This is a genomic window from Shinella sp. G-2 (assembly GCF_050172695.1).
Classification (GTDB): Bacteria; Pseudomonadota; Alphaproteobacteria; order Rhizobiales; family Rhizobiaceae; genus Shinella.
The window spans coordinates 37190-49056 of record NZ_JBBEYH010000033.1 but is presented as its reverse complement, the minus strand read 5'-3'; the positions used below and the strand labels follow the sequence as shown (position 1 = coordinate 49056).

Annotated in this window: 9 protein-coding genes and 1 pseudogene; 4 read left to right on the top strand and 6 right to left on the bottom strand. The window is 66.3% G+C overall.

Annotated features, from left to right (window positions below; all coding sequences use genetic code 11):
* Positions 1-268, top strand: a pseudogene (locus V8U06_RS27075) (methyl-accepting chemotaxis protein); the annotation flags it as partial.
* Positions 269-419: 151 nt separating this feature from the next.
* The gene (locus V8U06_RS27070) at positions 420-1394 is read left to right on the top strand and encodes a threonine ammonia-lyase (protein ID WP_427143314.1); all 975 of its coding nucleotides are present in this window, start codon (positions 420-422) and stop codon (positions 1392-1394) included.
* Positions 1395-1447: 53 nt separating this feature from the next.
* On the opposite strand, the gene V8U06_RS27065 is transcribed toward V8U06_RS27070, so the two are convergent.
* The 6 genes from V8U06_RS27065 to V8U06_RS27040 all read right to left on the bottom strand — a co-directional run bounded on the left by V8U06_RS27065 (position 1448) and on the right by V8U06_RS27040 (position 8361).
* Complete coding sequence (locus tag V8U06_RS27065; RefSeq protein WP_226922237.1) at positions 1448-2050, bottom strand: histidine phosphatase family protein; 603 nt, start codon at positions 2048-2050, stop codon at positions 1448-1450.
* A complete protein-coding gene (locus tag V8U06_RS27060) occupies positions 2047-3147 on the bottom strand; it encodes an ABC transporter ATP-binding protein (RefSeq protein WP_427143313.1) in 1101 nt (366 codons plus the stop codon). The genes V8U06_RS27065 and V8U06_RS27060 overlap by 4 nt, the downstream gene beginning before the upstream one ends.
* Positions 3144-4889 (bottom strand): ABC transporter permease, encoded by a 1746-nt coding sequence (locus V8U06_RS27055; protein WP_427143312.1) that lies wholly within the window; start codon positions 4887-4889, stop codon positions 3144-3146. Before V8U06_RS27055 ends, V8U06_RS27060 begins: the two co-directional genes overlap by 4 nt.
* A gap of 54 nt (positions 4890-4943) precedes the next feature.
* On the bottom strand, positions 4944-6065 hold the full coding sequence (locus V8U06_RS27050; protein WP_226922240.1) for an ABC transporter substrate-binding protein: 1122 nt from the start codon (positions 6063-6065) through the stop codon (positions 4944-4946).
* Between the two features lie 25 nt (positions 6066-6090).
* Positions 6091-6927: a MurR/RpiR family transcriptional regulator gene (locus V8U06_RS27045; protein ID WP_427143311.1), complete on the bottom strand. Its 837-nt coding sequence runs from the start codon at positions 6925-6927 to the stop codon at positions 6091-6093.
* A gap of 192 nt (positions 6928-7119) precedes the next feature.
* Positions 7120-8361 carry a sensor domain-containing diguanylate cyclase gene (locus V8U06_RS27040; protein ID WP_427143310.1) on the bottom strand — a complete coding sequence of 414 codons (1242 nt, stop codon included), beginning with the start codon at positions 8359-8361 and terminating at the stop codon, positions 7120-7122.
* A 403-nt stretch (positions 8362-8764) separates the two neighbouring features.
* Here V8U06_RS27040 and V8U06_RS27035 point away from each other — a divergent pair, with 403 nt between their 5' ends.
* Both V8U06_RS27035 and V8U06_RS27030 read left to right on the top strand, forming a co-directional pair.
* Positions 8765-10870, top strand: coding sequence for a methyl-accepting chemotaxis protein (locus tag V8U06_RS27035; protein WP_427143309.1), 2106 nt, complete (start codon positions 8765-8767; stop codon positions 10868-10870).
* 148 nt (positions 10871-11018) lie between these two features.
* Positions 11019-11867: a Ku protein gene (locus V8U06_RS27030; RefSeq protein WP_427143308.1), complete on the top strand. Its 849-nt coding sequence runs from the start codon at positions 11019-11021 to the stop codon at positions 11865-11867.

Here is an 11867-nt window from a genome sequence, read left to right as displayed (position 1 = left end):
GACGACCCAGCAGAACGCCGCCATGGTCGAGCAGTCCACCGCCGCAAGCGCGTCGCTCGCCGGTGAGGCGGACCGCCTGCGCCAGCTCATCAGCCAGTTCCAGGTCGGAACCGTCGCGACGGCGCAGGGCCGCCCGCAGCTCCGGGTCGCCAACGCCGCCTCGGCGCAGGTCGCCTCCCCCGCCAAGCGCATGGTGAACAAGATTGCCAGCGCCTTCGGCGGTGGCAGCGCCGCTCCGGCCGTGCAGGCCGGCTGGGACGAGTTCTAAGTTCGAACCATGCCGGAGCGTCCTTCTTTCCTAGAGGAAGGACGCTCCGGCAAAGCCACCATCTCGGCTGTCACCGTGACAAGAATGGGCGTTCCCAACGCGGGAACGCCCTTTTATGTAACGGGCTCCAGTTCAGCCGAGGGCCATCCGCATGACTTCCATCGAAATGATCGTCGCCGCCCGGGCGCGGCTTCACGGCCATGGCCGGCGCACGCCGCTGCTCACCTCGCCGTTCCTCGACGAGATCGCCGGACGGCGCGTCTATGTGAAGGCGGAATGCCTGCAACATACCGGCTCGTTCAAGTTCCGCGGTGGCTGGTCCGCCTTGTCGGGCCTGGCGCCCGATCTCCGCAAGCGAGGCGTGATTGCCTTCTCCTCGGGAAACCATGCGCAGGGCGTCGCCCTCGCGGCCCGTCGGCACGACGCGCCCTGCGTCATCATCATGCCCTCGGACGCACCGCGGCTGAAGATCGACAACACCCGCGCCTTCGGGGCCGAGGTCGTTCTCTATGATCGCGCCAAAGAGGATCGGGATGCGATCGGCGCACGGCTTTCCGAAGAGCGCGGCCTGACGCTGGTCAGACCCTTCGACGAACCGCTGGTCATCGCCGGCCAGGGCACGGTGGGCCTCGAGATCGCCGAACAGGCGGAGGAGGAAGGCATTGCGAGCGCCGAGGTGCTGGTGCCCTGTGGCGGCGGCGGATTGAGTTCGGGTGTCGCCCTCGCCCTCGAGGCCACGGCCCCCGGCTTTACGCTGCGCACCTGCGAGCCGGAGCATTTCGACGACACCGCCCGCTCGCTGGCGGCCGGAAAGGTGGTGCGGAACGCGGCGCTGGCGGGCTCGATCTGCGATGCCATCATCACGCCGGAACCGGGCCGGATCACCCTGCCCATCCTTGAAAGGCTCGCCGGCGCGGGCCTTGTCGTCACCGACGAGGAGGCTCTTCGCGCCATGGCGCTCGCCTTCAAGCGGCTGAAGCTGGTGATAGAGCCCGGCGGCGCGGTGGCGCTCGCCGCCGCGCTGTTCCACGGCGACCGGCTGAATGGCGGCACCGCCATCGCCGTCGCCTCCGGCGGCAATGTCGATACGGACCTCTTCACCGAAGCGCTGCGGCGCTTCGGCTAGAGTGTTTCTTCCAGCGCAAAATCGCCGCGCCCGTTTGCCGGAATTGCGTGAGGTCAGTCCGCCACCGAAATGTCGGGCGCGACCGAACCGATATTGTAGCCTTCGAGCTGCGCGGCCCCGTTCCGTTCCGGGAAATGCAGGATCGTCGCCGTGCCGGGCGTGACGGGCACGACGCGGGCGGGCGGCAGGTCGAGGAATTCGTGACAGGCCGCCCGGATGACCCCGCCATGGGCGACGACCAGAAGATCGCCGTCGGTGCGGGACATCCAGTCGCGCACGCCCTCGGCCACCCGCTTGCGGAAGATGCCCCAGGTCTCGCCGTTCTCGGGTGTGAAGGTGCCCGCTCGCCAGGCGACATAGTCCTCGGGATGGGCGGCGATGAGGTCCGGCTTGCGCTTGCCGGTCCAGGCGCCCATGTCCAGCTCGCGGAAGCGGGCATCGGACGGCGCGTCGGGATGGCCGATCAGGGCAACGGTCTGGCGCGTGCGGCCGAGGTCGGAGGCGATGATGCGCGCCGGCTTCAGCGCCTTGGCATAGGGCCGGAACTGCTTGACCTGCGCCACCCCGCGCTCGGAAAGCAGCGAATTGTCCTGCCCCTGCAGCCGCTGCTCCGCATTCCACTCGGTTTCGCCGTGACGCATGAGGATAAGCCTCATTGATGTATCCTTTCTCCAGTGGCGGCGAAGACCGCATCGGGGGTGCGAATGAAGGAGAGCGTGATCGGCTCGCCGGGCATCGCAGTGAAGTAGCCGTCGGCCATGGCGGTGATGCGCTGGTCGCCGGCAAGGGCCGTCACCATCGTGCGGCCGGCGATCGGCGCTGCCTCGGCAAAGCGCGCGGTGAGCGTGGGCATGCCCGCCACCGCGCCGACGCCGACGTCTTCCGCACGGTAGAGGAGCTGCACCGCCTCCTGCCCGGCCGCCAGCGCCGCCGGGGCGAGCACCGTTTCGCCGAAGACAAGGTTTTCCCCCACGCGCTGGACCGGCAGAAGATTTGCCGGCGGCGTGCCGAGGAAGGTCGCGACGAAAGTCGTCTCGGGATGGCGCAGGAGATCGATCGGCTTGCCGAACTGTTCGACGCGACCGTTGTTGAGCACGGCGACATGGGTCGCCATGGTCATCGCCTCCACCTGGTCGTGCGTGACATAGACCGAGGTCGCCCCGGTCGCCCGGTGGATGCGCATCAGTTCGCTGCGCATCTCGATGCGCAGCTTGGCGTCGAGGTTGGAAAGCGGCTCGTCGAAGAGCAGGATGCTCGGTTCCGGCGCGATGGTGCGGGCAATCGCCACGCGCTGCTGCTGGCCGCCAGAGATTTCCGCGGGATAACGTTCGGCGAGCGCATCGATGCCGAGCAGCGCCAGCACTTCCCTGACCCGTTTCTCGCGCTTTTCCCGCGGCCATTTCGCCACCTTCAGCGGCCAGGCGATGTTGCCGGCCACCGTCATATGCGGCCAGAGCGCGTAGCTCTGGAAGACGAGGCCGGCATTGCGCCGTCCGGCATCGGCGATGACGCCGCCCGCCCCGCTGGAGACGGTCTTGCCGACGAAGGCGATCTCCCCTTCCGTCGGGCTTTCGAGGCCGGCGAGCATGCGCAGGAGGGTCGACTTGCCGCAGCCCGACGGCCCGACGAGGACGAGGAAGGCCCCGGCGGGAACGGAGATATCGATGTTCTTGACGGCGGTGAAGGCGCCGAAACGTTTGACGAGATTGCGGATCTTGATGGCGTCCGCGGCCCCTGTGGCAAGCGCGTTCATGACTCTTTCCATTTCTGGACGCGGTTCTGCAGGCTGTGGGCGAGGAACGACGCCGCAAGGCAGACCACGAGGATGACGAGGGTGATGGCATTGGCGAACTGCATGAAGCCTTCCGACGCATAGCGGTAGGCGACCATGGAGAGCACCGGCGAGGTGGCGGTGAAGAGCAGCACGACCAGCGAGAGGTCGCGCACCATCTTGACGAAGACGAGGATGGCGCCGGCAAACAGGCCCCGGATCGCCAGCGGGAAGACGATGGCGAAGAGCCGCCGCACGAGGCTTGCGCCCGTCAGCCGCGCGCTCTCCTCGATATCGGCCGAAATCTGCCCGAGCACGGAGCGGCCGGACTGCACCGCGAAGGGCAGATTGTGCGCCGAGGCCGCGATGACCAGCAGTGCGAATGTGCCGTAGAGCGAGGGAAGCGGCCCGATGGGTGCGCCGAACAGCGCGATATAGGCGGCGGCGAAGGCGATGCTCGGCACCAGCAGCGGCAGGAAGGCGAGCTGGCTGAGGAGCGTCGCCAGCAGGCTGCCCTTGCGCTGCACGATGGTATAGGCGAGCGCGAGGCCCAGCAGCATGGTGGTGAAGGCGACGACGAGGCCAAGGCGGATGGTGTTCCACAAGGCGTCGATCAGCACGGGATTGCGGAAGATGCCAGCCTGGCCCTGGGCGATCTCGCCGCCACCCTCGCCGATCCAGAAATGCAGCGTCCAGTTGGAGAACAGCGCCCCGCTCTGCGGCGCGAGACTGGAGGCGGCAAGCACCAGCACCGGCACGACCGTGGTGAAGAGGCCGATGACGGCGGCGAGCGCAAAGAGCGGCCAGCGCCAGGCGCCGAGTGGAAAGCGCTTCGTGCGCCCGCCCTTGCCCGTGACGGTGATGAAGGCCTTGCGCCCGGAAACGAGGCGGTCCGACAGGAAGAGGAACAGCGCCGAGACGGCGATCAGAAGCAGCGCCAGCACGAAGCCGCGCTCGTTCTGGCCCGTCTCGATCATGCCGAAGAGACGGGTGGAGAGCGTCTGCATGCGCACCGGCAGGCCAAGCAAGGCGGGCGCGGCGAAATTGGCGACCGCGCCGGCAAAGGTCAGCGAGGCGGCCGCGACGAGCGCCGGGGTGACGACCGGCAGGATGATACCGAAGAAGATGCGGGGACGCCGCGCGCCAGCCATCTGCCCGGCCTCGACGAGATCGGCACCGACCGAGCCGAGCGCGGCGGCGATGATCGTGTAGGCGAGCGAATAGTAGTGGGCGATCAGCACGATGGCGGTGGGAACGAGCCCCCAGGCGAGCCAGTCGGGAATGGAAAGCCCGTTCGTCTCGAAGAAACCGGCCGAGCCACCGAGGCGGGAGTTGCGGAACAGCGTGCCCCAGGCCAGCGCGGCGGCAAAGCTCGGGATCATGTAGGGCAGCGTCGCCATCATGGCGAGGAAGCGGCGTCCCGGCACGTCCGTCAGCACGACGAGCCAGGCGAGGAAACCGCCGATCATCAGGCAGCCGCCGGCCACGCAGAAGCCGAGCACCATGGTGTTGAGCAGCGGCCACCACCACAGATTGGCCGAAAGGCGGCTGGCGAGCACGGCCTGCCAGGCGGCGATGCCCTCGGGCGTCAGCGTCGACAGGAGGATGCGGGCGAGCGGCGCGACCACGAGGATGGCGACGATCAGGACGAGCACGGCCGGCAAAAGGAAGCCCGATCGGAGCAGCCGGCTGCCCGATGGCGCTGAAAGCGAGGTCGATGTCATGGGAACTCCTCCACGCCTGCCGGCGCCGTGTCGTGGCGCCGGCAGGCGGCTCCGTTACTGGAGCGTGATGATGAGGTCGGCGATGCGGCCGCGTGCAGCGGCGGTCTTGGCCGGGTCGATGGTCCAGGCCTTCAGGTCGTCACGTTTGACGGAGTCCGGATGGTCGGCGATGGCCTTGCGCACCGCATAGTCGCCCGGCACGTTGAAGGGCTCGAAGCCGGGACCGCCGGTCGGCGAATTGTCGCCGAACATGAAGTCGATGAGCAGGCGCGCGGCGGCCGGATGCGGCGCCTTGTCGGCAATGGTCAGCACCGCCGGGAAGAGGATGCCGTTGGCCGGCTCGACATTGTTGGCGACCTGCAGCGCCCAGCCTTCCTTCTCGTTGTCGCGGCGGTCCGAATAGGTGCCGAAGCCGACGGGCGGGTTCTTGGCGTTGACGTCGCCGATCGACTTGTTGAGCACGTCGCTGTTGGGCAGCAGGATCAGGTCGTTCTCGAACAGCGCCTTGATGAACTGTTCGCCCGCGCCTTCCAGTCCCTCCTCGACCTCGATGTCCTTGCCGTACTTGGCCTTGTAGGCGGCGGCCATCTCGTCCGGGTGAAGCGCGATCTCGGTGAGGAGATCGAGCAGCTCGCCGCGCTGGCTCGGATCGACCATCAGCACGCGGCCCTGCCATTCCGGCTCGGTAAGCTGCCAGAGATTGGTGACGGGCGAGCCATCCGGGAAGGCCTTCTCATTGTACATCAGCACCTTGGTGGACAGGCGTTGCGTAAGGAGCGGCCCCTTGAAGCGGTCCTCCAGTTCGCCGGCGACGCGCGGCGGCACATAGTTCACCACGCGCTTCTCTTCCACCAGCTTGGAGAAGACGACGGGTGTATCGGCGATATAGAGCACGTCGACGGCGTGCACGCCCGCCTGCTGCTCGGCTTCCACGCGGGCGATCTGCTTGGTCGAGCTCATGTCGAGGCCGATGAGATCGATGCCCGGATAGGCATCCTCGAAGGCCTTCTCGATCTTGGCGATGCGGCTCGACAGCGAGAAGACGGTGACGCTGCCCTCCTTCTGCGCCAGCGGCAGCAATTGTTCGGGCGTCAGACCGTCGAGGTCTTCGGCCATCGCGGCGGCCGGCAGGACGAGACAGGCCGCAAGGGCGGATGCGTACAGATGTTTCAGCATGGTTTCCTCCTCCAATTCTCTCTTTTCAGTCGAAGTCGTTGAACAGCTCCGACAGCTTCTCCAGTCTTCCGATGACCTCCTTCTCGTGCCGCCCCGCAATCGTCAGCACGATGCCATTGACGATGGCGAAGGGGATGGTCGGGGTCTGGAACTCACTGCCCGAGCGCCCGCGCGGGGCCGCCAGCATCAGGTCGGCGGCCGGCTCCATCAGCGGACCGGCGAGGTCGGAGACAAGGACCGTGCGCGCGCCGACGCGAGTGGCATGGCGCATCAGCGGCCCGTAGCTCTGCGGCTGCTTGCGGAACGCGAGCGCCACGACGATGTCGTTGCCATCCATGCCGACAAGGCGCTCGGCGATGTCGCGGCCGCGCCCCGTGAGCGCAATGGTCGTCATGCCGAAACGATCGAGCCGGCGCTGCAGGAAGCCGGCAACGGACTGGGCGTGGCCCTGGCCGAAAACGAAGACGCGGCGCGCCTCGAAGATCATGTCGGCTGCGCGGTCGATATCGGCCTGCGACACCGCGCGGGCGAGCGTTTCCAGCGCGGTAATCTCGGCCGCGATGAGGTCGGTGAGGTAATCGCCGTGCTCGACCTTGGCGACGGAGCGGCGCATGCGGCCGGCCGCGTCCTGGTCCAGAAGCACCTCGCGCTGCAATTCGGCGCGCAGGTCCGGAAAGCCCTTGTAACCGAGCTTCTGCGCCAGCCGCGTCGCCGTCGCCTCATGCACGCTGGCGCGCTGGGAAAGCTGCGGCCCGGACAGGAACGCCGCTTCCGCGCGGTTCTCCAGCATCGCCGTGATCAGCTTCTGGTCGGCTTCCGTCAGCTTGCGCGATTTCGCCTTTATGCGGTCGAGAATGGTCATGGCGCTCACAAGTTTCGTTGCAGCCATGATCGTGCAAGCAAGCAGCCTTGCAGTCAATACGATGTATGCAAGATTCCTTGCAAGACTCTGCAAGGATTTGCCGACGCCCGGAGAGGCTTCGAGCAGCTATTGAGCATTTTGTTTTACCGCATCACCCGACACCGAAGCGATCCCGCTTCGGCTGGAAATGCTCTAGCGGAAAGCGACGTCGAGGTTCTGGCGGTCGCGAGAGAGAACCGCGCAGGCCGTTTCGAACCCTTCTGCCTTCATGATCAGGGTGAACTCCGGCGGGATGCCGGCGGAATTGCTGACCATGAGCCCCGCCCCGTCGGCGCCGAGGCTTTTCACGGTGCAGTCGATCGTCGAACGACGGTCGTTGAAGAGGATGGTGCCTGCCTTGAGAACGCGGCGACGGGCGCCCATTCCCTCCGTCATCGACCAGGAAACGCAGCGATTGCGCCCGCTCCCCTTGGCCTGGTACATGGCCGCATCCGCCTGCGCGAGCAGGGTTTCGATATCCCGACCGACAATCGACAGCGCAGCGCTGCCGAAGCTGGCGGTGACGGAGAGCGTACCGAAAGCCCCGTTGACGGGCCGCGCGGCAATCTCCTCGCGCAGCTTTTCGGCGACGGCCAGCGCCTGCTCGCCGCCGATATGGGGAAGCACAATGGCGAATTCCTCGCCGCCGAGCCGGCCGAAAAGGTCGCTGGCGCGCAGGTTCGCGCGGCACGTGGCTGCAACGGCCTTCAGCACCTCGTCGCCGGCCGCATGGCCGTGGGTGTCGTTCACCGCCTTGAACCGGTCGACGTCGAGTACGACACAGCCAAGATCATGCTTGTGGCGCACCGCGGCGGCAATCAGCTGCTCCGCCTCGCGCTTGAAGGCGCGGCGGGTCAACGCTTCCGTCAGGCTGTCGGTCGCCGCGGTCTGCATCAGTTCGATCCGGTCCATCGCCGCGCCGGACAGTTCCCACAGGATGCGAAGATCCTTGTGTCCGAAGGAATGGGGCGTACGGTCGATCGCGCAGACGGTGCCGATCGTGTGACCGGCCTTCGTCTTCAGCGGCACCCCGGCATAAAAGCGGATACGGTCCGGCCCGGTGACGGCGGGATGGTTGACGAAGCGCGGGTCCTTCAACGCGTCCTCAACCAACATCGGCTGGTCTTCATTGAGCACATAGCGGCAGAAGGTATCCTCAAGCGGCACCTCATCGGCGGAGAGACCCGAGCAGGCCTGGTACCATTGCCGGTGACCGTCGATGAGGGAAACGAGGCCGATGTCGACGCCGAAGACCTGCTGTATCAACCGGACGATGCGATCGAAACCTTCGTCCCGCGGGCTGTTGAGAAGATCGAGGTTTTCAAGGGCGGCCAGCCGCTCCCTCTCACGTTGAACGGCCTCGACTGACGACTTGCCGAATGTCCTCGCAGTCACGCAATACTCCCCCTCAAGCTCCCGCCCGGCTTTGACGGCGAACGGAAACCTGGACAATTCAGGTACGTCTTTTTGAACATGCCGACACCGGACAGGCAACCGCCGGAACGCGGGGAAAGGTGCATTTCCCCGGCAAATGCGACTGCCCGGTGGTCTTCCGCGGTTTTGCGGCTGCGGATAGCCGCGACACCGAGGTGCCGCGAGCACCCTTTCTCAACCCAATAGGCAAAAACTGCTACTGCGCCTTTTAGGCGAGTTTTAACCATCTGCCTCCACTCTCACGGCCCGGGAGCGCATTCGCTTCGTCACCGCCATGACGGCACAATTTCCAAGACATTTTTGACCTGCCGGATCCGAGCCTTTCCAGGGCATGCGGTCGATGGTGGAATACGGGGGGAATTCCTTGAGCGCACGTCTCAACCTTATGACCAAGATACTCCTGGCGGCCTCGCTTGCCGTCGTGGCGGCCTTCTGCGGCTTTTCGGTCTATATCGACAGCCTGCAGCGCAATGCGACATCCAGCGGCGTCGCGTCGGAGATCCAGTCCTCCGGCGAACTGGCCGCCAATGGCATCGCCAACTGGCTGAATGCGCGCGTCATGCTGACGGAACTGGTCGGCGCCGGCGTGAGCCATACGCAGAGCGCCGACGAAATCCTCCGGGGCTTCAACAACCCGCTGCTCGCCAAGGAATTCGCCCTGGTCTATTTCGGCAGCGAGGAGGGCGTCATGACCCGCCTCCCGGACGCCAAGATGCCGGAGGGTTACGACCCGCGCAAGCGCGGCTGGTACAAGGACACGGTCGCCCGCGGCGCACCGGTTCTGACGGACCCTTACGTGGATTCCGCCACGCAGAAGCTGGTGATCAGCGCCACCGCGCCCGTCATGCGTGACGGCAAGCTCATGGGCATCGCCGGCACCGACTTCCCGCTGCAGGGCCTGCTCGGCATGATCGGTGAGGTCGATCTCGGCGGCATGGGCTCCGCCTTCCTCGTCAACAAGTCCGGCACCGTGCTCGTCCATCCCAATGGCGATCTGGTGGCCAAGCCCCTGACGGACGTCTTCCCGCAGGAAACGCCCGCCATCGACGGCAAGGGCCTGATGGAAACCGAGCTTGGCGGCAAGCGCGTGCTCGTCAGCTTCGTGCCGGTGGCAGGTCTTCCGGTGCTCGACAGCTGGTATCTCTGCCTGATCGTCGACCGCGACATGGCCTATGCCGGCATTTCCGAATTCCGCCTCGCCGCCACCATCGGCACCGTCGTCGGCGTTCTCGCCATGATCGGCGTTCTCTCGCTGCTGCTTTCCAGCCTCGTCGTCAAGCCGGTGATGCGCATGACCGGCATGATGAGCAAGCTTGCCCGCGGCGATGTTTCGGAGGAAATCCCCGACCGCGACCGCAAGGACGAGATCGGCCAGATGGCCGCCGCCGTCGCCGTGTTCCGCGAGAACATCATCGAACGTGGCCGCCTTGCCCGTGAAGCGGAGGAAAACCAGAGCCTCACCGAACAGGAGCGCCAGCACCGCGAGGCGATCAAGGCCGAGGAAGCCCGCAACGTCAATTTCGCGGTCGGCTCCGTCGCCGATGCCCTCGGCCGCCTTGCCGAAGGCGACCTCGCCTCGCGGATCGACACGCCCTTTGCCGGCGATCTCGATCGCCTGCGCAGCGACTTCAACCATTCCGTGACCAAGCTGCACAAGGCCCTGTCGACGGTCGGTGAAAAGGCGATGGCCATCGATGGCGGCGCCAGCGAAATCCGCGCCTCCGCCGACCAGCTTGCGCGCCGCACCGAACAGCAGGCCGCCTCCGTCGAGGAAACCGCCGCCGCGCTGGAAGAGATCACCACCACCGTCAAGGACTCGACCCGCCGGGCCGAGGAAGTCGGCTCGCTCGTCTCGCGCACCCGCACGGGTGCCGAGAAGTCGGGCGAGGTGGTGCGCCGCGCCGTCTCGGCCATGCAGGGCATCGAGAAGTCCTCGCACGAGATCTCCAACATCATCGGCGTCATCGACGACATCGCCTTCCAGACCAACCTCTTGGCGCTGAACGCCGGCGTGGAAGCAGCGCGTGCGGGCGAAGCCGGCAAGGGCTTTGCGGTCGTGGCGCAGGAAGTGCGCGAGCTCGCCCAGCGCTCGGCCAATGCGGCCAAGGAGATCAAGGCGCTCATCACGACGTCCAGCGACCAGGTCCGTTCCGGCGTGTCGCTGGTCGACGAGACGGGCGCGGCCCTCGAAGCCATCGTGCGCGAGGTGCAGGAGATCAACGGCCATGTGAATGCCATCGTGCTTGCCGCACGCGAGCAGTCGACGGGTCTCAACGAGATCAACATGGCCGTCAACACGATGGACCAGGGCACGCAGCAGAACGCCGCGATGGTAGAGGAACAGACGGCCGCCAGCCATGGCCTTGCCGTCGAGGCCGCGGAACTCAACGCGTTGCTGGCCCAGTTCAAATTGGGCAATGCCGGCGCTGCGCCGCAGTCCGGCCGCACGGGCATGGCCTACGCAGCTTAACCAGCGCTGCCGTCATCCAAAACCGCCGCCGCGAAACGCACCGTTTCGCGGCGGTCTTTTTTTGCCGTTCGTCCCAGGCGGAAACCGGGCGCGCCGGAACAAAGACGACAGGCCGGGCATTGCCTCCGCTTTGGAACGGAGTGCTACGGTGGCGCCAAGAGCGAACTGGAAAGGTTTCCTGAAGGTGGGCGAACTGGTCTGTCCGGTCGCGCTCTACACGGCCGCCTCGACGAACGAGCGCATTTCCTTCCATATGCTCAACCGCCGCACCGGCCACCGGCTGCACCGCGAGTTCGTCGACAGCGAGACGGGCAAGGTGGTGGAGCGCGGGGACCAGGTGAAGGGCTACGAGGCGGGCGAGAACGATTATATCGCGCTCGACGCCGAAGAGGTCGCGGCCGCCGTGCCCGAAAGCGACAAGACCCTGGCGGTCGAGGCCTTCATCGCCTGCGGCGACATCGACGATCTCTATTTCGACAAGCCCTACTACCTCGCCCCCTCCGACCGCCACGCCGAGGAGGCTTTCGCCCTGATCCGTGACGGCATGAAGGCGCAGAAGGTGGCGGCGCTGGCCGAGACCGTCCTCTTCCGCCGCGTGCGCACGCTCCTCATCCGCGCCGAGGCGGACGGTCTCGTCGCAACGACGCTGAACTACGACTACGAGGTGCGCTCGGCGGAGGACGCCTTTGCGGACATTCCAGACATCAAGCTCAAGGGCGAGATGCTGGAACTCGCCGAGCACATCATCCGCACGAAGAGCGGCCGTTTCGATCCGAAGACCTTCGATGACCGCTACGATGCCGCGTTGGCGGAAGTGGTGAAGGCGAAGATCGAAGGGCGGAAGATCAAGCCGGTCAAACCGAAGGCCGAAGGCAAGGTCATCGACCTCATGGAGGCCCTGCGCCAGAGCGCTGGCAAAGACGGCAAGGCCGTCAAGCGCGGCACGAAGAAACCCGCCACACACAAGCCGGCGGCGCGTCGCCGAAAGGCGGGGTGA

Excerpts from the sequence above, each read along its gene's own strand:
- V8U06_RS27070 (WP_427143314.1), top strand. The coding sequence starts at position 420 with ATGACTTCCATCGAAATGATCGTCGCCGCCCGGGCGCGGCTTCACGGC.
- V8U06_RS27065 (WP_226922237.1), bottom strand. The coding sequence starts at position 2,050 with ATGAGGCTTATCCTCATGCGTCACGGCGAAACCGAGTGGAATGCGGAG.
- V8U06_RS27060 (WP_427143313.1), bottom strand. The coding sequence starts at position 3,147 with ATGAACGCGCTTGCCACAGGGGCCGCGGACGCCATCAAGATCCGCAAT.
- V8U06_RS27055 (WP_427143312.1), bottom strand. The coding sequence starts at position 4,889 with ATGACATCGACCTCGCTTTCAGCGCCATCGGGCAGCCGGCTGCTCCGA.
- V8U06_RS27050 (WP_226922240.1), bottom strand. The coding sequence starts at position 6,065 with ATGCTGAAACATCTGTACGCATCCGCCCTTGCGGCCTGTCTCGTCCTG.
- V8U06_RS27045 (WP_427143311.1), bottom strand. The coding sequence starts at position 6,927 with ATGACCATTCTCGACCGCATAAAGGCGAAATCGCGCAAGCTGACGGAA.